This is a genomic window from Streptomyces sp. KM273126 (genome assembly GCF_004337435.2).
Taxonomy (GTDB): Bacteria; Actinomycetota; Actinomycetes; order Streptomycetales; family Streptomycetaceae; genus Streptomyces; species Streptomyces acidicola.
The window spans coordinates 1,181,416-1,200,517 of the sequence record NZ_SJXB02000002.1 but is presented as its reverse complement, the minus strand read 5'-3'; the positions used below and the strand labels follow the sequence as shown (position 1 = coordinate 1,200,517).

18 protein-coding genes, 6 tRNA genes and 1 pseudogene are annotated in these 19,102 nt (G+C 69.9%); 9 read left to right on the top strand and 16 right to left on the bottom strand.

Annotation, left to right across the window (positions count from 1 at the left end; genetic code table 11):
* Positions 1-17 precede the first annotated feature (17 nt).
* The 7 genes from E0500_RS35885 to E0500_RS35855 all read right to left on the bottom strand — a co-directional run bounded on the left by E0500_RS35885 (position 18) and on the right by E0500_RS35855 (position 7,975).
* Positions 18-2,768 carry a Tat pathway signal sequence domain protein gene (locus E0500_RS35885; RefSeq protein ID WP_131570456.1) on the bottom strand — a complete coding sequence of 917 codons (2,751 nt, stop codon included), beginning with the start codon at positions 2,766-2,768 and terminating at the stop codon, positions 18-20.
* Positions 2,769-2,906: 138 nt separating this feature from the next.
* Entirely contained in the window at positions 2,907-3,542 is a 636-nt protein-coding gene (locus tag E0500_RS35880) for a hypothetical protein (RefSeq protein WP_131570455.1), read from the bottom strand.
* 12 nt (positions 3,543-3,554) lie between these two features.
* Positions 3,555-4,448 carry a carbohydrate ABC transporter permease gene (locus E0500_RS35875; protein ID WP_131570453.1) on the bottom strand — a complete coding sequence of 298 codons (894 nt, stop codon included), beginning with the start codon at positions 4,446-4,448 and terminating at the stop codon, positions 3,555-3,557.
* Positions 4,448-5,452 (bottom strand): carbohydrate ABC transporter permease, encoded by a 1,005-nt coding sequence (locus tag E0500_RS35870; protein WP_165935205.1) that lies wholly within the window; start codon positions 5,450-5,452, stop codon positions 4,448-4,450. The genes E0500_RS35875 and E0500_RS35870 overlap by 1 nt, the downstream gene beginning before the upstream one ends.
* Positions 5,452-6,741, bottom strand: coding sequence for an ABC transporter substrate-binding protein (locus E0500_RS35865; RefSeq protein ID WP_131570449.1), 1,290 nt, complete (start codon positions 6,739-6,741; stop codon positions 5,452-5,454). Before E0500_RS35865 ends, E0500_RS35870 begins: the two co-directional genes overlap by 1 nt.
* A gap of 601 nt (positions 6,742-7,342) precedes the next feature.
* Positions 7,343-7,414 (bottom strand) — tRNA-Val (locus tag E0500_RS35860).
* Between the two features lie 75 nt (positions 7,415-7,489).
* Positions 7,490-7,975: a TIGR02611 family protein gene (locus E0500_RS35855; RefSeq protein WP_131571528.1), complete on the bottom strand. Its 486-nt coding sequence runs from the start codon at positions 7,973-7,975 to the stop codon at positions 7,490-7,492.
* 191 nt (positions 7,976-8,166) lie between these two features.
* Between E0500_RS35855 and E0500_RS35850 the strand changes: the two genes are divergently transcribed.
* Together E0500_RS35850 and E0500_RS35845 are read left to right on the top strand one after the other, a co-directional pair.
* Positions 8,167-8,580 (top strand): SsgA family sporulation/cell division regulator, encoded by a 414-nt coding sequence (locus E0500_RS35850; protein WP_004002642.1) that lies wholly within the window; start codon positions 8,167-8,169, stop codon positions 8,578-8,580.
* 548 nt (positions 8,581-9,128) lie between these two features.
* Positions 9,129-9,689: a CGNR zinc finger domain-containing protein gene (locus E0500_RS35845; RefSeq protein WP_131571531.1), complete on the top strand. Its 561-nt coding sequence runs from the start codon at positions 9,129-9,131 to the stop codon at positions 9,687-9,689.
* 168 nt (positions 9,690-9,857) lie between these two features.
* On the opposite strand, the gene E0500_RS35840 is transcribed toward E0500_RS35845, so the two are convergent.
* Positions 9,858-10,010, bottom strand: a complete 153-nt coding sequence (locus E0500_RS35840; protein ID WP_165935240.1) for a hypothetical protein — start codon at positions 10,008-10,010, stop codon at positions 9,858-9,860.
* 180 nt (positions 10,011-10,190) lie between these two features.
* Positions 10,191-10,643 (bottom strand): hypothetical protein, encoded by a 453-nt coding sequence (locus E0500_RS35835; RefSeq protein WP_131571533.1) that lies wholly within the window; start codon positions 10,641-10,643, stop codon positions 10,191-10,193.
* Between the two features lie 213 nt (positions 10,644-10,856).
* On the opposite strand from E0500_RS35835, the gene E0500_RS35830 reads away from it, so the two are divergent.
* Complete coding sequence (locus E0500_RS35830; RefSeq protein ID WP_131571536.1) at positions 10,857-11,387, top strand: DsbA family protein; 531 nt, start codon at positions 10,857-10,859, stop codon at positions 11,385-11,387.
* 67 nt (positions 11,388-11,454) lie between these two features.
* On the opposite strand, the gene E0500_RS35825 is transcribed toward E0500_RS35830, so the two are convergent.
* The 3 genes from E0500_RS35825 to E0500_RS35815 form a co-directional block, all read right to left on the bottom strand.
* Positions 11,455-12,279, bottom strand: a complete 825-nt coding sequence (locus E0500_RS35825; RefSeq protein ID WP_131571539.1) for a GNAT family N-acetyltransferase — start codon at positions 12,277-12,279, stop codon at positions 11,455-11,457.
* A 99-nt stretch (positions 12,280-12,378) separates the two neighbouring features.
* Positions 12,379-13,200, bottom strand: coding sequence for an aminotransferase class IV (locus E0500_RS35820; RefSeq protein ID WP_131571542.1), 822 nt, complete (start codon positions 13,198-13,200; stop codon positions 12,379-12,381).
* Positions 13,197-14,240 carry a chorismate-binding protein gene (locus E0500_RS35815; RefSeq protein ID WP_131571545.1) on the bottom strand — a complete coding sequence of 348 codons (1,044 nt, stop codon included), beginning with the start codon at positions 14,238-14,240 and terminating at the stop codon, positions 13,197-13,199. The genes E0500_RS35820 and E0500_RS35815 overlap by 4 nt, the downstream gene beginning before the upstream one ends.
* 157 nt (positions 14,241-14,397) lie before the next feature.
* Between E0500_RS35815 and E0500_RS35810 the strand changes: the two genes are divergently transcribed.
* The 5 genes from E0500_RS35810 to E0500_RS35790 all read left to right on the top strand — a co-directional run bounded on the left by E0500_RS35810 (position 14,398) and on the right by E0500_RS35790 (position 14,871).
* A tRNA-Gly gene (locus E0500_RS35810) sits at positions 14,398-14,470 on the top strand.
* A 40-nt stretch (positions 14,471-14,510) separates the two neighbouring features.
* Positions 14,511-14,584 (top strand) — tRNA-Cys (locus tag E0500_RS35805).
* Position 14,585: 1 nt separating this feature from the next.
* A tRNA-Val gene (locus E0500_RS35800) sits at positions 14,586-14,657 on the top strand.
* A 36-nt stretch (positions 14,658-14,693) separates the two neighbouring features.
* Positions 14,694-14,765, top strand: a tRNA-Val gene (locus E0500_RS35795).
* 34 nt (positions 14,766-14,799) lie between these two features.
* Positions 14,800-14,871 (top strand) — tRNA-Val (locus tag E0500_RS35790).
* A gap of 66 nt (positions 14,872-14,937) precedes the next feature.
* On the opposite strand, the gene E0500_RS35785 is transcribed toward E0500_RS35790, so the two are convergent.
* The 4 genes and pseudogenes from E0500_RS35785 to E0500_RS35770 all read right to left on the bottom strand — a co-directional run bounded on the left by E0500_RS35785 (position 14,938) and on the right by E0500_RS35770 (position 17,579).
* Complete coding sequence (locus E0500_RS35785) at positions 14,938-15,231, bottom strand: zf-TFIIB domain-containing protein (protein WP_181587346.1); 294 nt, start codon at positions 15,229-15,231, stop codon at positions 14,938-14,940.
* An 81-nt stretch (positions 15,232-15,312) separates the two neighbouring features.
* Positions 15,313-16,244 (bottom strand): annotated as a pseudogene (locus tag E0500_RS35780) (phosphotransferase family protein).
* 639 nt (positions 16,245-16,883) lie between these two features.
* On the bottom strand, positions 16,884-17,093 hold the full coding sequence (locus E0500_RS35775; protein WP_131570686.1) for a hypothetical protein: 210 nt from the start codon (positions 17,091-17,093) through the stop codon (positions 16,884-16,886).
* Positions 17,094-17,303: 210 nt separating this feature from the next.
* Positions 17,304-17,579 carry a hypothetical protein gene (locus E0500_RS35770; protein ID WP_131570688.1) on the bottom strand — a complete coding sequence of 92 codons (276 nt, stop codon included), beginning with the start codon at positions 17,577-17,579 and terminating at the stop codon, positions 17,304-17,306.
* 196 nt (positions 17,580-17,775) lie between these two features.
* Between E0500_RS35770 and E0500_RS35765 the strand changes: the two genes are divergently transcribed.
* Positions 17,776-19,101, top strand: coding sequence for a serine/threonine-protein kinase (locus E0500_RS35765; protein ID WP_165935214.1), 1,326 nt, complete (start codon positions 17,776-17,778; stop codon positions 19,099-19,101).
* Position 19,102 lies beyond the last annotated feature (1 nt).

Genomic DNA, 19,102 nt, shown 5'->3' with positions numbered 1-19,102 from the left:
CCCCCGCGGAGCGCGGGTTACGGCATCTTGTCGCCCACCAGTGCGAGGTTCTGGATCGCCGCCAGCCCGTACAGTGCGGTGGCGTTGGTCGACACCCACGCCGCCTCACTGCCGGGCACCAACGCCGTCGGGCCCTCGATCTTCTTCGTGGACCAGTCCGTGGACTCCTTGTAGTCCCAGGTGTCGGCGCTGTTGTAGAACTGGCGCCACGCACGGGCCGCCAGCTTCTCGTCGCCGGCCTGGACGGCGGCGTACGCGTCCTGACGTGAGTGGCCCTGGAAGAGCAGCAGGGAGCCGAAGTCGGAGCCGTAGCGGGCCTTCTGCTCGGCCTTCGTGGCGTTGAAGTAGCGGCAGTAGTCGATCCACGCCTCCTTGAACTCCGGCATGTCGATCTGGTCGATGAGTTCGGCGCACATCTCGACCAGGCCGAACATGGACGAGAGGTGGGAGACGCTGACCTTGGCCTCCTTGTCGATGGCGAACTTGCCGGTGTCCAGGTCGTACAGCGCGCTGCCCTGGACGAAGCCGTTGGGCTGGGCGGCGATGGTCTCCATGGTGGACAGGACACGTGCCTTGGCCTTCTCCCACTTGGGTCCGCGGCGTTCCCACTCGGTGAGCCAGGCGGAGACCAGGCCGCTCCAGTCGGTGCCGAAGCCGATGGAGAGGGCGTTGCGGTCGGGGGTGTAGGGCTCGGTGCGGATCTTGCGGATGGGGTCGAGGACGAGGAACGTCTCGTCGGAGTCGACGTTGGCGTGCATGAGGTCGCCGACGCGTTCGTCGGCGGTGAGGAAGTAGTAGTAGCGGCGGTAGGTGGTGTTGGCGATGCGCTGCTGCTTGGCGCTGTCCGCGTAGTGCTGGACTCCGTGACGGGTGCCGAGCCCGGCCCATTTACCGAGGTGGTAGACGTCGACCTCGCCGGTGTGCCGGGTCATGGCCTCGGCGAAGCGGAAGATGTCGGCGCGGCCGGAGCGCATGTACGCGAACCAGAGCCACAGGTCGGGCGAGAGCTCGGAGTTGTCCCAGGCGTAGCCACCGACGTCGTAGCACCACTGGTGGCGGCTGGGGTCGTAGCTGTGCATGATGTCGCCGTAGTCCCAGAAGCCGTACCAACGGCGCTGCTCCACCTGGTCCTTGTAGTAGGTGAAGAGGAAGTCGAGATGGTTTTCGATCTTCGCCTTGGCGGCGGTGGAGCGGTCCGGCTCGGAGAAGAGCCTGCCGAAGACGCCCGCCTTGACGAGCTGCTGGGGCGGGGCGGCGAGCTGCGGGGGCGTGCGCACGGCCGCCACTTGCTGGGCCAGGGCCTCGGCGCTGGGCGTGGACTCGTGGGCCCAGAAGAGGAGTTCGCTGGTGCGGGCGATGCCGTAGGGGGTGCCGAACTCGGGTTCGTAGTCCTCGTAGGTGATGTTGAGGCCTTCGAGCTGTTCGGGGTACGTGTCCTGGCCCATGCCGTCGTGGTAGAAGCGCAGGTCCATGGGCTGCGCCTCGGGTGACCAGAGCCAGAGGGTGACCTCGGCCGTGTCGGTGTGGGCGCCCCGGATGTCGAGCTGGGCGGGGAACTTCTCCCAGAAGTCCCTGAGACCGAAGGCGAACCCGCCGCTCGCGCCGCCCACGTATCCGAAGCCGTTCGCCCGCCGGCCGCCGCCCGCGCCGATCCAGCCGTGGCCCTTCTTGGTGCGCTTGCGGACCGTGAAGCCGTCGGCGGAGAGCTGGGAGAGCGTGAAGTCGCCCCACTCGGGGATGTACTGGAGCCGGGTGGTGACCCGCTGGTCCCAGGTGGACGGGTCGGGCAGTTTCCTGCCCTCGAACTGGGCCGTGCGCACGGCCTCTCCGGGGTCGCGGCGTAGGCCCGTGATGCCCTTGACGGCCTCGCGCAGCAGACCGGTGCCCTCGCCGCCGATGCGGATGTGCCGGTCGTACGCGGCGTCGCGCATCGGCACCTTGAACCGCACGCCGATGCCGCGGATGAAGTCGCCGCCGGCCTTGCCGGGCTCCTGGTCGCCGTCGTACGTGATGGTGTGCACCATGCGGAACGACTCGGCGCCCGCGTAGAAGTAGAGCCGGACCGAGAAGGGCAGCCAACTGCGGTCGCCCTTGCGGTGCTTGCCGTCGATGCGGACGACCGCACGGACCGGACCGTCCTGCTCGACCTCGGCCTCGCCGATGACGCTCTCGAACCGCTCGTACTTCTCCGTGCCCTGGTCGCCGTCCTCGATCTCGGGCTGGCGCAGGAGGACCAGGCGGCCGGTGCCGGCGATCTCCGTCGCACCGCGCAGGACCGACTTCACGAGCGTGGAGCCGCTCGTGCCGATCTTCGCGGTGATGACGCCGGTCGACACGTCGATGGTGCCGCCGCTCCGTTTGACGGTGACCTTCTTCTCGGGGGCGGTGGGGGTGCCCGCGGTGAGGGTGAGTTTCCCGGAGCCGGCGCCCGCGCCGACCGCGTGGGCGGTCCACTTCAGGGAGCCGTCGGGCCAGTAACCGATGGGCCAGGACTGGACGGGGATCTCCTTGCCGTCCGCGTTCGTCAAGGAGAACGACTGTTCCTTCTCGTAGGTGCCCTTGGGCCAGGGCACACCCACGGTCGACCCGGGCGCGGTGCCCAGTCCGCCGTCCTCCAGCCAGTCCAGGGTCACGGGGTCCGCGTCCGCGGCCTCTGCCCCGGATCTGGTGGCGGCCTGTGCGTTCGTGCCGAGTGCCCAGCTGAACTGGGCGGCGGCTCCGGCGACTGCGGCCGCCTTGAGAAGGGACCTGCGGGGGATGGGAGACATCAGAGTTCAGCCTTTCCTTTCCGTGCGGGAAGCCTCGGTCGGGCAGGGGCATGACAGATGGGGCGACGGCGCGGACGCCGCGCGGACGCCGTCCCCCGTACGGGCGCGCCGCTCGGCGCGCCCGCTGAGATCCGGCTTTCAGCGGCGCTGGTACCGCTCCTCCACGGCGACGGCCGCCGCCGCGACGGCCCCGAGTACCGGTAGCGCCAGCGGCGCGGCGAACCAGGCGGAGCCGGCCACCACGGCCAGTCCGCCGACGAGCAGGAAGGATCCGGCGGGGTCGAGCACGGTCCGCCGCCCCGCGTCCGCGAGCAGCGTCCGCCAGGAGACGGCGGGCTGCCACACCGCCGTCGCACGCAACCCGGCGACGGTGATGCCGATCAGCGCGAACACACCGACGGCACCCACGAGCGGCCCGCCGGGGAGCCCGGCCCGTACGGCCTGGACGTCCACCCAGACCGCGGCCGCGGTGGCCCAGCCCAGGAGTCCGGCGGCCCACCCACCGCGCACGGCCGACCGGAAGTCCGCCACGAACTCCCGCCAGCCGCCGCCCTCATGCGCGATGCGCCGCCGCAGATGCCGCGCCCCGGCGGCGAACGCGGCGGGGTAGGTGACGAGCGGCAGCGAGGCCACCGCGATCCACACGCCGGTCAGCAGACACTCGGCGAACAGCGCGAACCGCTCGGCGAGCACGGACTCACCCCGTGCCGTGGATTTCTTGGCCTTGGCCTTCGCCTTGGCCTCGGTGGAGGTCTTCGTGGATGCCGGGACCATGGTCAGCTCACCTCAGCCCTTCAGACCCGACGTGGCCATACCGTCGATCAGATAGCGCTGGAAGGCGAGGAAGAAGGCGAGGACCGGCAGGAGGGCGACGAGGGACATGGCGATCATGCCGCCGTAGTTCGCCAGTCCCTCCTGGTCCACGAACATCTTCAGACCGAGGGAGACCGTGTACTTGTCGGGCTCGTTGAGGTAGATCAGCGGACCCATGAAGTCGTTCCACGCGTTGATGAAGGTGAAGATCGCGCTGGTGATCAGGGCCGGACGGCACAGCGGGAGCACGATCGACCAGTAGATGCGCAGATGCCCGCAGCCGTCGAGGCGGGCCGCCTCGTCGAGTTCCTTGGGCAGGTTGCGCATGAACTGCATCATCAGGAAGACGAAGAACGCCTCCGTGGCCAGGTACTTCGGCAGCAGCAGCGGGGTGTACGTGTTGATCATTTCCATGTTGCGGAACAACACGTACTGCGGGATCAGCAGCACGTGGTACGGCAACAGCAGCGTGCCGATCATCAGCGTGAACAGCAGATTGCGGCCCGCGAACCTGATCCTCGCGAAGGCGTACGCCGTCAGCGAGCACGACACCAGGATCCCGATCACGGAACCGAGGGCGAGGGTCAGTGAATTGAGGAAGAACGTGGAGATCGAGATGTCCGCGATGCCCTCGGTGAGCCGCGTGTAGTTCGAGATGATCGGATCGCCGGGGAAGAGGTCCAGGCTGCCGATGATGTCCTCGCTCCTCTTGAACGAGCCGCCGATGACCCAGATCACCGGATAGAGGATCACCGCGAGGATCGCGAGGGAGCCGATGTGCCAGGCGACGGAACCGGGCAGCCTGCGCCGGAGGCTGCCCGCCCTCGTGGAGGTGGCCGGCGTGATGTCGGTGGCCTGTGCGTTCATCAGGCACCCTCCTCGTAGTGCACCCAGCGCTTCTGTGACCAGAACAGCACCGCCGTGACCAGGGCGACCGCGACGAGCAGCATCCAGGCCATGGCGGAGGCCAGGCCCATGCGGCTGTTCTCGAAGCCCTGGACGTAGAGGTAGCAGGTATAGACCATCGTGCCGTCCGCGGGACCACAGGCATTACCTCCGGCACCGCCGCCGACGATGTACGCCGAACTGAAGATCTGGAAGGAGTGAATGGTCTCCAGCAGGACGTTGAAGAACAGGACCGGGGAGATCATCGGCAGCGTGATGTTCCAGAACCGCCGCAGCTTGCCCGCCCCGTCGACCTCGGCCGCCTCGTACAACTCGCGCGGGACCTGCTTGAGGCCGGCCAGGAAGATGACCATGGGGGCGCCGAACTGCCAGACGGTGAGCGCCACCAGGCTGTAGATGATCATGTCCGGGTCGCCGGTCCAGCCTCCGACGTTCAGCCCGAAGAGCTTCTGCGTACGGTCGACGATCGCGTCGTCCGAGAAGATCGCCTTCCAGACGATCGCGATGGAGACGCTCGCCCCGATGAGCGACGGCGCGTAGAAGGCGGCCCGGTAGAAGGCCTGCCCGCGCCGCGACTGCGCCAGGAGCAGCGCCACCCCGAGGGCCGCGAGCAGCTTCAGCGGCGTACCGACGACGACGTACCACAACGTCACCCGCACCGAGTGCTGCCAGCGGGGGTCGCCGAACATCTCGGAGAAGTTGTCGAGACCGATCCACCTGGGCGCGTCGAACAGGTTGTAGTCGGTGAAGGCGAAGTAGAGCGAGGCGGCCATCGGGCCCGCGGTCAGCAGCAGGAAACCCGCGATCCACGGGGACATGAAGAGGTAGCCGGCCAGGTTCTCCCGGCGGCCCCGCCGCTTGAGGGCGGCGGGGCGCGAGGATTTCACCGGACCGTGCCGCGGCTCGGAGCCCTCGTCCTTGGACAGGCCCTCCATCGCAGGGGCGTGTGTCACGGTGGTTCCCATCAGCTGCCGAGAGCCGTCTTCGACTCGGTGAAGAACTGCTTGACCGCGTCGCCCACCGAGCGCTCGCCCAGGGCGAGTTCCTCGGCGATCCGCAGGAACGCGGCCTCACAGATGTCCGCGCCGTTCGGGTGCGGGGTGATGGGCTCCAGGACGCCCGACGCGACGAGGGACTCCTCGTAGGCGGCTATCGCCTTGTTGACCTCGTCGGTCGGCTGGAACGCGTCGTACTGGGCCTGGGTCGCGGGCACGCCGCGGTCGTAGCCCATGATCTTGGCGACCTCGGGGTCGTGCACCATGAAGTCGATGAACTGGGCGACTTCCTTGGGGTGCTGGGTGCGTTTGGAACCGCTGAGCATGAGGGAGCCGAGGTACTGGCCGGTCTTCTTGCCGTCCGTGGTCGGGATGGGGGCCAGGCCGTACTCGCTCTTGCCCTCGGCGGTGTAGCGGACGGTGAAGTTGTCCCAGGTGAACTCACCGGCGGCGATCTCCGCGGCGACCGCCGACTTGGGCTTGATCTGGGCGACCTTCTTGGCGTCGGTGTAGACGCCCTCCTCGACGCCCTTCTCCGCCTTTGTCCACCAGTCCCTCAGATCCGCCTCGGTGAAGCCGATCCCGTCCTCGGTGAAGAACGCCTTGCCGTTCTGGCGCAGGTAGAGGTCGTAGAGGTACATGACGCCGTACATGCCGCTGTCGCCGGCGCGGCCCGTCCTGTCACGGATCTTCTTCATCGCCGCGTCGAAGTCGTCCCAGGTCCAGCCCTGCTCCGGTGTGACCCCCGCCTTGGTGTAGACGGGCTTGTCGATCACCAGGGCCATCGAGTTGGAGCCGACCGGAACCCCGAGGAGCTTGCCGTCGATCTCGCCGAACTTCTCCAGTCCGGCACGGAAGCCGTCCATGGAGAGATTGCCCGCCTTGACCTGCTCGCTGAGATCGAGCAGCACATTCTTCGCGTCGTATTTGCGCAGGAACGCGACGGCATTCTGGAAGACGTCCGGCGGATTTCCGCCGGAGGCCTGGGTGTTGAACTTCTTCCAGAAGTCCGGGTAGGGCTGGAAGTCCGTTTTCACCTTGATCTTCGGGTACTTCTTCTCGAACAGCTTGATGGTCTTGTTGATTCTCTGGGCGCGGTCCTCGGCTCCCCACCACGCGTAACGGATCGTCACCGTCCCGTCCCCCGCACCGCTGTCGCCGCCGCAGGCCGTGGCTGTCGCCCCGAGCCCCGCGACGGCCAGTGAGGCGCCGGCCGCCTTGAGGATGGTCCGCCTCTCAACTTTCCGGTCATGCTGCATGGTTGAGCCTCCCCGCGACGTTGCGGCCGCCTCATGAATCGTTTCAAGTAAGCGCTTGCTGGCACAAGGTACGGAGGCCCTCCCAGCGCGTCAATAATCCGCACAGGAATTGATGGAAAGCGGAGGGTGCTCGGTGAGGTGACTCGGATGGGGTGCGGCGGGGGCGGGTACGGGAGTGTGCAGGTCGGGGGGTGGTTGGGGCGGGCGAGTGGAGCGGATTGGGGGCGAACGGGGGGTTGCGGGACAGCCGGGGCGTCAGTGGGTGGGGTTGAGAGGGCGGCACGATGTCGGAGCGAGGCTCTGCCGACGGGCGGCTGGGAACGGGCGGCCGGGGCGAGCAGGGCGGGTCGCGGAGCGCAACACCGCGGCACGGCGCCCGGCACGCGGATGGGTACGTCGCTGCCGACCGGAGAGACGGCGGGTCCGGCCCGGTGAGGGACGCGGCCGGCCTCGGCGAGGCGGTGGTCGGCCGAACTGGTGCGGGCGACGGAGAGCAACCACGACACCCGGAAGGCGGCAGGCAGGCCCCACGCAGTGCGCGGTCCACAAACGGAACGACCCGGTCCACGGAAACCGTGGACCGGGTCGTTTACCGATCATGTGGGCGATACTGGGTTCGAACCAGTGACCTCTTCGGTGTGAACGAAGCGCTCTCCCGCTGAGCTAATCGCCCGGGCGCAGGAAGAAGATTACCCCATGTCAGGGATGCCTCCGACCACTACCGGAGTAGCGTCGGACCACCGCTGGGTCACTGGTCCTTGATGTTCCAGGGCATCTCGAAGCCGAACTTCCAGAGGTAGATGCCGCCCAGCACAGCCATGATCACGAGGCCGATCGCCGTCAGGATGATGTTGCGACGCCGCACTTCGGGGTCGAGGGCCCGCTGGGCCGCCTCGGTCACCTTGCGCTTCGTCCAGCGGAGCACAAGCTGTGCCCAGACGAACTCGGTCGCCCAGATCGCCATGCCGCAGAAGATCACCACCCAGCCCGGACCGGGCAACGGCAGCATGATCACGCCCGCCACGACAACAGCGAGCCCCAGGACGAAGACACCCACCTGCCAGCTCAGGTGCAGCATGCGCCGGGTCTTGACGAATTCCGGCGCACGGGACCCACGAACCGCCTCCCCGCCCGCCTTCGCGTCGGTCTGACCCCTGGGTACGCCGGCCGTGTCGCTCTTCGTTCCGTCGGCCGCCACGGCGACCTCCCCCGCCTCGCCACTCCCCGTATCCATATGACCAAACCCTACCCGAGAGAAACCGATCACCAGAATGGTCGTATCCGGCAAACGTACTCTCGGCCGGATGAGCTACCAAAAGCTACGCAAAACACTCAGAGGGGTTTACAACGGCACCGTAGGTGGCATGTCGATTTCGCCGACGTGCGAATCCCCGAGCGCACACTGAGCGAAAGGCCCTGGCGCTTATGAACACCACGGTCAGCTGCGAGCTGCACCTGCGCCTCGTTGTGTCGAGCGAGTCCTCACTGCCTGTTCCCGCGGGACTGCGGTATGACACGGCCGATCCCTACGCCGTGCACGCCACCTTCCACACCGGAGCCGAGGAGACCGTCGAGTGGGTGTTCGCCCGCGACCTCCTCGCCGAAGGGCTCCACCGACCCACCGGAACCGGCGACGTCCGCGTCTGGCCGTCCCGGAGCCACGGTCAGGGCGTCGTGTGCATCGCCCTGAGCTCTCCGGAGGGCGAGGCCCTGCTCGAGGCCCCGGCGCGGGCCCTGGAATCGTTCCTGAAGCGGACAGACGCCGCCGTGCCACCCGGCACGGAGCACCGGCACTTCGACCTCGATCAGGAGCTCTCGCACATCCTGGCGGAAAGTTAGGGCGAGGCTCCCACAAAGCCGCCCGGCGCCGTCCACTCGGGGAGACGGCTCGGGCCAGGAAACAACCGCATAGGACACTCACCGGCACCGTCGCCGCGGAGCTCCGCGCGGGGGCGCCGGTGTCCGTGCGCGTGGCGCGTGGCGCGTGGCGCGTACCGATGTAGCGGCGTGCACGGGTGCGGCGAGGACAGGTACGGCACGTAACAGATACCACCTGTGCCACCGTACGCACCGATATCGCACGGAGTGCCGGACAGTGACGTTCCGCGACGGGCTGGGCGAGGTCCGTGTCGGAGCCTGGGGCAACGGGCGTGTCCGGGCCCCGGGCGGGCGTGTGTGTCCGGGCCCGGAGAGAGGCGCGTGGGCGACGGGGACGCGTGTGCGCGGACCGGAACCCACCACGTCCGGGCACACGTGTACCGGGCGGGTTCCGGTCGTCACGGCGCTGTTCCAGGCTCGTCCCGTGCCCCTCGAACAGGCCGGCGAGCCACTAACATCGGCCAGCATCGGCGGGCGCCCCGCCCGACCTCCAGGCCAGGGAGCGAAACGTGCTGATCACCCACGACACCCGGTGCGCCCTCGACACCGTGGTGGATCTGGTCAACACCGTGCCGGACGACGACACGATGACGGACGGCCTCCTGGACATCCCGGCGCTCGGCGATTTCGTACGAAGGCACGAGATCAGCGATGTGGGGGTGCTGTCGGATCTCGACCTCGCGGCGGTACGCAAGGTCCGTGGCCGGTTCGCCGAGGTCTTCGCGGCACCCGACGCACGCTCGGCCGCCGGAGTCATCAACGACCTGGTCGCCGCGGCGGGCACCACCCCGCGGCTCACCGACCACGACGGCTACGACTGGCACGTGCACTACTTCGCGCCCGGCGCGTCCGTCGCCGACCACCTCGCGGCCGACTGCGGGATGGCGCTCGCCTTCTTCGTGGTCGCCGGGGAACAGGAACGGCTGCGCCGCTGTGAGGCCCCCGACTGCCGTCGCGCCTTCGTCGATCTCTCCCGCAACCGCTCCCGACGCTACTGCGACAGCCGCACCTGCGGAAACCGCCTCCACGTGGCGGCCTACCGGGCCCGCCGCAAGGAGGCCACGGGCTGAGGGGCCAATCTTCGGACTCCCCGGCAAACGGCCGGGGACGCGCCGGAGACAGCCGACGACGAGACGGTCGCACGGTCGAAGAGGCAGGGACGGCGAGAGGGAGGCCGAGCTGGGTGCGCCGAGGCTGACGGAGCCCTCGGCGGGTGGCGCCTGGGCTCCGTTTACGGCTCAAAGCATCAGCAGGTCGTGCAGTGATGCCATGAGCAGCAGACAGCCGATCACCGCTAGGAAGATCATCAGCGGTGGCTGGGAGAGCGCGAAGAGACAACCTCGCCGCTCCTCGGGGGGAGCTGCGCTGTCGCTCTGGGTTGTGTCCAGCATCTCGCGGCGATCATTGCGCAGCCGAGACCCTCACCGCGATCAACACATGCGGAATGACCAGGAGTTCGCCAATATCCCGTTGCGTGGGAGCGATCCGTGATCGCTTCCGACCTCTCGCCGGACCCACTGTGTCGTTTCAGTCAGGCTCGTACATCCGCGATCATCCGGACCACGATGCTGTCATATGCCGTGCTTCTTGAGGATGGCCTCGATGTCGCTGAAGTCGTCCCCGGAGTCGGTTGAGCCGGCGGCCCGGGGCGTGGTCGTGGGGCGGGCGGCGGGGCGGGTGCCCTGTCCCAGGGAGGGAGCCGAGGCCGCGGGGGCTATCGCCTCACGCTGCGCGGCCTGGGCTGCCTTGCGCTCCTTGCGGGTCCCTCCACCACGCCGCTCCACGGCACGGGTGGTCACGAAGAGCAGCCAGGCGGCGCCCAGCACGCCGAAGCCCGCCCAGGCGGTCGGGCTGAAGGCCGTGTCGGCCGCCCACTCGACGACCCCGGTCATCACCAGACCGATGGGCATGAGTGAGTACGCGGCGATACGGGCCGCCCTGAGGAAGCGCTTGCGGTAGGCCGTGATCGCGGCGACGCCCAGGCCGGCCGCGGACACTGCGGCACAAACGGTCTCGGCAATCATCCGGTCCTCCAGGCGGTGCTCGGTCGGGCAGGGTCGGTTCGTTCCTTCCATCCTGCACCGCCCCGCACCCGGCATGCCATGGCCGGACCGGACCTCAGGGAGATCTCCGGGTCGTCTCGGGGTCGGCTCCACCCCCGGTACCAGACATCTACGGCCCCTGAACTGTGCGTCCCGAATTGGGTCGGCGCCGGCCTTGCTGGGAGACTGGAGCCCATGAGCGACTCCTCCCCCGCACGTCCCGCCGCCGTGGTCCTGGACGTATGGTGCGAACTCCAGTGCCCCGACTGCCACAGCGCCCTCGACGACCTCCGCGCGCTGCGCGCCCGCTACGGCGACCGGCTCGAACTGCGGCTGCGTCACTTCCCGCTGGAGAAGCACAAGCACTCCTTCGCCGCAGCGCAGGCCGCCGAGGAGGCCGCGGAGCAGGGCAAGGCGTGGCCGTACGTGGAGGCCGTACTGGGACGGGTCGAGCAACTGGGCCGCGAGGGCCAGCCCTTCCTGATCGACGTGGCCCGCGAACTCGGCCTCGATACCGAGGAGTTCGACACCGCGCTGATCGACGGCCGGCACATCCTCATCGTCGACGCCGACCAGGCCGAGGGCAAGGCGATCGGCGTGACCGGCACCCCGACGTACGTCATCGGCGGCGAACGTCTCGACGGTGGCAAGAGCCAGGAGGGGCTGCGCGAGCGCATAGAGGAGATCGCCGACCGACTGCTGGCCGAGGGGACGCCGGCCTCGTAGCGGTCACGGCTCGCGGTGCCCCCGAGGCTCGCACAGCACCCCCCCACCACGCAGTCGCGCGTGCGCCTCAGAGCAGTTCCTTGTACAGGTGGTGTGCCGTCGTCCGGTAACCGAGCGACTCGTAGAGCCGCTCGGCCGGGGTGTTACCCGCGAAGACGTTGAGCGTCATGCGGTCCTTCCCGCCCGACACGGCCTGCTGCTCGGCCAGAAGCATCAGGGCATGGCCGTGACCATGGCCCCGGTGCTCCGCGTCGACCTCGACCTCCAGCACGAACCCCGTCTCGGGCCACAGCCCCAGCCAGAGGACACCGACCCGCGCCCCCTCGTGCTCCAGGACGCTGATCAGGGTGTTCTCGGTGGCCAGCCCGTCGGCGAGGTACTTCGCGTGCCCCTCGTCCGTCCTGGCGTAGGCCTGGGCGGCCGGCATGCCCTTCTCGATCAGGCTGCGGGCGAACGCCTCGCGCTCGTGCGCGAGCCAGGGACCGTACTCGGACTCGGTCATGGGACGGGCGGCGCTGCCCGCGGGCAGCTCGGGCCGGGTGCCGTTGAGGGGTTTCGCCATGTGGCGGCTGCCGGGCAGGTATCCGAGCGCCGTGGCGAGCCGGAGGGAGGCGTCCGCGTCGCCGGGCACGGACACCTCGATGCGCCGGCATCCCCAGCCCCGTACCACTTCCTCGGCGGCGAGCGCGGCCACCGTGCCCCGGCCGCGCCCGCGGTCGTGCTCGTCGATGTGCAGGTCCTCGATGCGGGCCACGTCAGGGCCGTACTCCGGGCGCGTGACGAGGTGTATGCCGCCCACGGGACGGCTGTTCACGCACACCTGGTAGTTCCGCGAACGCGTTCCGTCCGCAGCGTGCTGAAGCGGCTCGGTCGGCCGCAGGGTGGTGGTCATCAGGGGTGTTCTACCCGTATCGCCGCTCGTCGTCATCCGGGATTCGTGCGCCGCGCCCGCCCCTCGCCACTACGTTCCCCGCCACCGCGAACCCCGCCGCTACGGATCGAGGTCGTTCCCCGCCCGCTCCTGGAAGATCCGCATCGCCTTGGCCGTCACCGGGCCCGGGGCGCCCGGGAGTTCGCGTGAGTCGACCCGGTGCACCGCCTGCACGTCACGCAGGGTCGAGGTCAGGAAGACCTCGTCGGCGCGTTCCAGGACGTCCAGCGCCAGGTCGGTCTCGCGGGCGCCCGTCCACTCTGCGGTGAGCGCGCGCGTGATGCCCGCGAGGCAACCGGAGGGGACCGGCGGGGTGTGGATCTCCCCGTCGAGGACCACGAAGACGTTCGAGCCCGTGCCCTCGCACAGTTGCCCCACCGTGTTGGCGAACAGCGCCTCGGACGCGCCGTGTTCGTGAGCACGGGCGAGGGCGACGACGTTCTCGGCGTACGAGGTGGTCTTGAGGCCGGCGAGGGCGCCGCGCTCGTTGCGGGTCCAGGGGACCGTGATCACGGCCGTCGAATCGGGGCGCCGACTCGTCTCACCGAGGGCGACGACGAGGGTGGCGCCGTGGTTGCCGCGGTCCGACCCGAGCGGGGAGACGCCTCCGGTGTACGTGATGCGGAGGCGGCCGAGCGGCATCGGGTTGGCGTCGACCACGGCGGCACAGGCGCGGCGCACCTCGTCGAGGTCGGGCTCGGGCAGCCCGAGGCCGCGCGCCGAGCGGGCCAGCCGGTCGAGGTGACGGGTCAGCGCGAACGGCCGCCCGTCGGCCGCCTTCACCGTCTCGAAGACGCCGTCGCCCACGGTCAGTCCATGGTCGAAAACGGAGACGCGGGCGGCCTCGATGTCCTGCAGACCACCATCGAGCCAGATCTTCACGTAACGGTCCTCCCACTCACCTCGTACTCCCCCGACGCTACCGCGAGCAGCCTGGCCGCCTTCAGCTCGGTCTCCCGCCACTCCCCCTCGGGGTCCGACCCCCAGGTGATGCCCGCGCCGGTGCCGAAGCGCAGCAGGCCTTCCGCGCGGTCGATCCAGAAGGTACGGATGCCCACGGCCAGCTCGCCGGTGCCCCGGTCCGCGTCCACCCAGCCGATGCCGCCGCAGTAGGGGCCGCGAGGTGCCGTCTCCAGGGCGGCGAGGATCCGCAGAGCGCTGGACTTGGGGGCGCCGGTGACGGAGCCGGGCGGGAAGGCGGCGGTCAGCAGCTCGGGCCAGCCGGCGTCGTCGCGCAGTTCGCCGCGCACGGTGGAGACCAGATGGACCAGGCCCGGATGCTTCTCGACGACGCACAGGTCGGGGACCGTCACCGAGCCCGTGGTGCAGACGCGGCCGATGTCGTTGCGGACCAGGTCCACGATCATCACGTTCTCGGCATAGTCCTTCTCCAGCAGGTCCGCCTCCGTGCGCCCGGTGCCCTTGATCGGGCCGGACTCGACGACGCGGCCCTCGCGACGCAGGAAGAGCTCGGGCGACGCGGTGGCGATCTCCACGCCGTGACCGGGCAGGCGAATCGTTCCTGCATAGGGCGCCGGGTTGCCGCGCGCCAGCAGCGCGGTCAGCGCGTCCACGTCGGCTCCGGGCGCGACGGGCGCCGACAGGACCCGGCAGAGGTTCGCCTGGTACACCTCGCCGGCCGCGATGTGCTCGCGTATGCGCCGTACGCCCTCCGTGTACGCGCCGCGGTCCAGGGACGACGTCCAGCCACCGGTGCCGGGACCGCGCCATGCCCCAGGAACCACGGCGGGTACCGGCTCGCGTCGTACGTCACGGAAGCGCGCACACACCAGACGTCCCTCGTAGTCGGCCGAGACGGCCCAGAATCCGGATGAGTCCAGGGCCGTGGGATCGCTGGTCACGTCGGTGAGGCCGGTCGCGACGATGCCGCCGAAGCGGGCAAGAGGAGGCAGGTCGGGCACGCGGTCGAGTCTAGGACGGGCGCCCCGCGGGCCGCCCTGACCGGGTCCTGGACCGGACGCACCGCAGCACGCTGCACAAACGCGTTTTTGTACTGGCCCCGGAATCCGCTAGAGTTCAACTCGTCGCCGCGACGCGCAAGCGAAACGGAAACGACAAGCGGACGTAGCTCAGTTGGTAGAGCGCAACCTTGCCAAGGTTGAGGTCGCGAGTTCGAGCCTCGTCGTCCGCTCGAAGGAACCCAGGGGATCATCCCGAGCCCCTGCACTCCTGGTGGAGTGGCCGAGAGGCGAGGCAACGGCCTGCAAAGCCGTCTACACGGGTTCAAATCCCGTCTCCACCTCCAAGGACGATTAGCTCAGCGGGAGAGCGCTTCCCTGACACGGAAGAGGTCACTGGTTCAATCCCAGTATCGTCCACTGGATCTTTCAGCACGTACGACAAGATCCCGTCCCGCGCGATTAGCTCAGCGGGAGAGCGCTTCCCTGACACGGAAGAGGTCACTGGTTCAATCCCAGTATCGCGCACGCAGTACCCAGGGCCCTCCGGCCGTGGTCCCGAGGACGATTAGCTCAGCGGGAGAGCGCTTCCCTGACACGGAAGAGGTCACTGGTTCAATCCCAGTATCGTCCACACACCGAAGCCCCCAGCCGTCTCGTACGGCCGGGGGCTTCCTCGTGTGCGGCTCAGCCGCGGAGCTCAGCTGGAGAACAGCATGTGGCCGAAGCTCTTGTGGCGCTTGTGGCCGTAGTGACCGTGATGACCGCCGTGGCCTCCGTGCGGGGCACCCCAGGCGGGGGCGGGGGCCGCCGGGTACGCCTGCGGGGCGGCCGGGGGCGGCGGCGCGGGCTGGGACCACTGGGACTCCAGGCGGGTCAGGGACTCCAGCTCGCCGTAGTCGAGAAAGATCCCGCGGCAACCGCTGCACTGCTCGATCTGGACACCGTTGCGGTTGTACGTGTGCATCGGCGCATGACACTTCGGACACTGCATGGTTCGGCTCAACTCCTCGCCGTTCGGTGCTGCTTCGCGTATCGCCAGGACAGACACTGCCCGGCTTCACTCGGTTGCACCCTACTTCGTGGAGCGTTGGGGCAACTCGGGTGGGACGGCGGCCATTCGGTCACAGGCGTCGACCACGGCCTGCTGCACCTCGTCCAGGGGCCGGTCCTCCGCGACCGACTTCGCGACGGCCAGGGCGGCCGTCTGCGCGGTGAGGGCGCGGGCGGGGACGTCCAGGGCCGGCCAGGGGTCGCCGCCCGTTGGGACCGCCGGGCCGCCCTCCTGCCGGTACGCGGTCAGGAACCGCGTCCACTCGTCGGGCGGGAGCAGGCCGCAGGCGTACCAGGCCGCCGGGCGGGCCAGGTCCCAGGCGGGTACGCCGACGCCCAGGTCGTCCACGTCGATCAGCCGCCAGGGGCCGGTCCGCGCGGGTAGCCGCACGAGTTGGCCGAGGTGGAGGTCGCCGTGGCACAGGGTCGTGGTGTCCGGGAGCGGGGCCTCGTCCCTGGCCCAGGCCGGGAGGGTGGCCCACGCCCGCAGGATCGGGCCGGCGGCCGGGTGCGGGCCGACCGCGTGGAGCCGGGCGATCGCCCGGGCCGCCCTGGCCGGGCCGCGCATGGGGGGCAGGCCGGGCGGTACGGGTGCCTTGTGCAGCCGGGCGAGCAGCACGGCCGCCGCTTCCCAGGGGGCGTCCTCCGGTACGTCCGGGTCGACAGGTGTGCCGTACGGCCAGAAGGTCACCAGGCGGCCGTTGAGGTCGGCCGGGGTGGGGTGAAGAGGGGCCAGGAGGATGTCGGGGAGTGCGGCGGCCGTGGTGAGGCGGGGGAGAGTTCGGTGGGGTCCGTGCCCGGAGCGTGCGCCTTGGCCACCGTGTCGCCGTGCCGTACGACTGTGCCGTCGTCGCGCTCGGCGAGCACGGTGTCATCGTGCGTGCAGGCTCCGCCCTGAGGATGAGCCGCGCCGCGTGCCCTGGCGGTCAGGGCGGGTAGTACGTCTGCGGTCACGGGGCTCCTCTGGGGGATGGCACTTGCCGTCGAGCGTACGCAGGTGTTTCGGGGGCGGGTGTGCGGTGGTGGGGATGCGCGTGGGTGAGGGTGCCCGTGGGTGAGGTCGCCCCCGCCGCCCCTACCCGTCCCATTCCCCAGGGGCTGCCGCCCCTTCAACCCCGCCAGGGGGCAGAGCCCCCTGGACCCCCACAGGGCTTTGGGGCTGCGCCCGGGACCCCCTCTTCGGGGCCCCGCCCCGGACCCCGCTTCGGGGGCCGGCCCCCGGACCCCCGCTCCTCAAACGCCGGAGGGGCTGAAATGTGCGGGCGGCGCTGGACGGTGCGGGGCAGGAATGGAAGCACGGGGGGACTGGAAGGTGGGTACGCGTGGATGTGCGGGGCAATGCTGGACGTGCGGGGGCCGCCGGAAGGCAGGGGGCAAGGCTGGACATGCGGGGCGGCATTGGAAGGTGCGGGGGTAGGGGTAGATGTACGGGGGCGAGGCGGGATGGTGCCGGACCCCCGTCGACGCAATAGACAGCCCGCGCAGCTCCCCAGCTGCGCGGGCGTCTGTGCCGTCCGCCGCACCCCCGTCCCCACGGGGTTTCATGGGTGGATGTCCCCGCCCGGACCGCTCTTCCGGGCCTGGGGTCGCCGCTCAGCGCCCCAGCATCACGCCCACGGACGACGCTTGTGTGACCACTGCCTCCCAGCCGCCGAAGGCGTACACGAGCAGGGCCGCCAGGGGAAGGACCATCGCGGTCGCCACCAGGGGGTGGCGGCGGCCCGGGCGACGGGTGCGGAACGCTGCGCTGTACGCCTTGCGTCCCTGCGTGCGGATCATCGTCCGCGGTGCCGTGTGGGCCATGGTCCCTCTCCTGACCTGTTGGTGGTTAAGTCGGTGCTTTTCGTGGCAGCGGCGGGTGTCTGACCTCGGGGGACGAGTGCTGCACCCGCCGCTTGACCTCAAATCTAGGCGCGCGGCCGGTACGGGTCGTCATGCCCTCGTACCGATTGCCGGGCCTCCCGGAGGATGAGCCATGACCTGCGTCGTACTCCCCTGGGTGGAGACGAGGACCTAGGACTCAGGGTCTTCCCGGAGGGGACGCCCGGCGTGCCCCGACTGTTCCGAGACGTCCTCCCGCGGGACGGGCTGCTCCACAAGGGCCAGCACCCGGTTCGCCATGAAGCGGGCCGTACGCACCACTGATCCGTTGCGCGTGACTTCGCTCACTTCCACCACCCCCCTGCGGACCGCCGTCTCCACCCGGCGGCCCGCCCTGCTCGCCACCACCTCGTAGGTACGCGTCGTGTCCCCGGCGTCCACGACTATCTCCACGCGATCACCCTTCACGGATTCAATCCCCCTTCTGCCACCGGATGTTGGGATCACGGGCAGCTCAGCGCAGTCCCGAACCCCTGTTCCCTGACCACCTTTCAATTTTCCCACCCGGCACTGACAATCGATCGGGCCGAGAGGGCGCGGCCTCTGCGCGGACCCGGGTGTGGAAACGTAAGCTGTGCCACGTCACACGGACCGGGCAGCGGGGATGAACATGGCGATGATGCGCCTGAGGCGCGAGGACCCGCGCGTCGTCGGCTCGTTCAGGCTGCACAGACGGCTCGGCGCGGGCGGGATGGGCGTTGTCTACCTGGGCTCCGACAAGCGGGGACAGCGGGTCGCACTGAAGGTGATCCGGCCGGACCTGGCGGAGGATCAGGAGTTCCGGTCGCGGTTCGCGCGCGAGGTGTCGGCGGCGCGGCGGATCCGGGGCGGCTGCACCGCCCGGCTGGTCGCCGCGGATCTCGATGCGGACCGCCCGTGGTTCGCCACACAGTACGTGCCCGGGCCCTCCCTGCACGACAAGATCGCCGGCGACGGGCCACTGCCGGCCGCCGATGTCGCCGCGGTCGGGTCCGCCCTGTCCGAGGGGCTCCTCGCCGTACATGAGGCGGGTGTCGTCCACCGTGACCTGAAGCCGTCCAACATCCTGCTCTCCCCGAAAGGGCCGCGGATCATCGACTTCGGGATCGCGTGGGCGACCGGGGCGTCGACGCTGACGCACGTCGGTACGGCGGTCGGGTCACCCGGGTTCCTCGCGCCCGAGCAGGTGCGCGGGGCGGCCGTCACTCCGGCCACCGATGTCTTCTCACTCGGCGCGACGCTCGCTTATGCGGCGACCTCCGACTCGCCCTTCGGGCACGGCAGTTCCGAGGTCATGCTGTACCGGGTGGTGCACGAGGAGCCACAACTGCACGGTGTGCCGGACGCGCTGGCTCCGCTCATCCGCGCCTGCCTCGCGAAGGACCCCGAGGAGCGGCCCAGCACTCTTCAACTGTCGCTGCGGCTCAAGGAGATCGCCGCACGCGAGACACAGGGGCTCGCGGAGGTCCGTCCGCCCGCGCCGCGTACCTCTCCCGACCGGCCCTCGGGGCGGCTCGGGGAGCAGTACGCCGAGCAGAACGCCGAGCAACGCACCCAGCGGCGGCCGCAGAGTCCACAGGGCACTCCCCTGCCGCGCACGGGAGGTGGGTCCCGGACGGGCGGCTCGTCCCCCCGGACCGGCGGCGGCGCGCGGCCGGGCCCGGGGGCGCGTCCGGCGCCGGCGCGGGGCACCACCCGGTCCGGCAAACGGCCCGTACCTCGCGGTGGCCGTACGGCGCCCCGCACCAACGGGACCGGGCGGCGGCCCGCCAACCCCCGGCTGCTGCGGCAGCGGCTCATCGTGTTCGTCGTGGTGACGCTGCTGGTGGCTCTGGGTATCGCGGCGGCGCAGGGATGCCAGGGGCCGTCGCGCGGGCTGGACGGCGATCGGAGCGTACGGAAGGAACAGCCGTACGAAGCCCTGCCGGAGCCCTACAGGGCGAGCCGATGAG

Coding starts and splice junctions, on each gene's coding strand:
- E0500_RS35885 (WP_131570456.1), bottom strand. CDS start 2,768: ATGTCTCCCATCCCCCGCAGGTCCCTTCTCAAGGCGGCCGCAGTCGCC.
- E0500_RS35880 (WP_131570455.1), bottom strand. CDS start 3,542: ATGGTCCCGGCATCCACGAAGACCTCCACCGAGGCCAAGGCGAAGGCC.
- E0500_RS35875 (WP_131570453.1), bottom strand. CDS start 4,448: ATGAACGCACAGGCCACCGACATCACGCCGGCCACCTCCACGAGGGCG.
- E0500_RS35870 (WP_165935205.1), bottom strand. CDS start 5,452: ATGGGAACCACCGTGACACACGCCCCTGCGATGGAGGGCCTGTCCAAG.
- E0500_RS35865 (WP_131570449.1), bottom strand. CDS start 6,741: ATGCAGCATGACCGGAAAGTTGAGAGGCGGACCATCCTCAAGGCGGCC.
- E0500_RS35855 (WP_131571528.1), bottom strand. CDS start 7,975: ATGGATACGGGGAGTGGCGAGGCGGGGGAGGTCGCCGTGGCGGCCGAC.
- E0500_RS35850 (WP_004002642.1), top strand. CDS start 8,167: ATGAACACCACGGTCAGCTGCGAGCTGCACCTGCGCCTCGTTGTGTCG.
- E0500_RS35840 (WP_165935240.1), bottom strand. CDS start 10,010: ATGCTGGACACAACCCAGAGCGACAGCGCAGCTCCCCCCGAGGAGCGG.
- E0500_RS35835 (WP_131571533.1), bottom strand. CDS start 10,643: ATGATTGCCGAGACCGTTTGTGCCGCAGTGTCCGCGGCCGGCCTGGGC.
- E0500_RS35830 (WP_131571536.1), top strand. CDS start 10,857: ATGAGCGACTCCTCCCCCGCACGTCCCGCCGCCGTGGTCCTGGACGTA.
- E0500_RS35825 (WP_131571539.1), bottom strand. CDS start 12,279: ATGACCACCACCCTGCGGCCGACCGAGCCGCTTCAGCACGCTGCGGAC.
- E0500_RS35785 (WP_181587346.1), bottom strand. CDS start 15,231: ATGCAGTGTCCGAAGTGTCATGCGCCGATGCACACGTACAACCGCAAC.
- E0500_RS35775 (WP_131570686.1), bottom strand. CDS start 17,093: ATGGCCCACACGGCACCGCGGACGATGATCCGCACGCAGGGACGCAAG.
- E0500_RS35765 (WP_165935214.1), top strand. CDS start 17,776: ATGAACATGGCGATGATGCGCCTGAGGCGCGAGGACCCGCGCGTCGTC.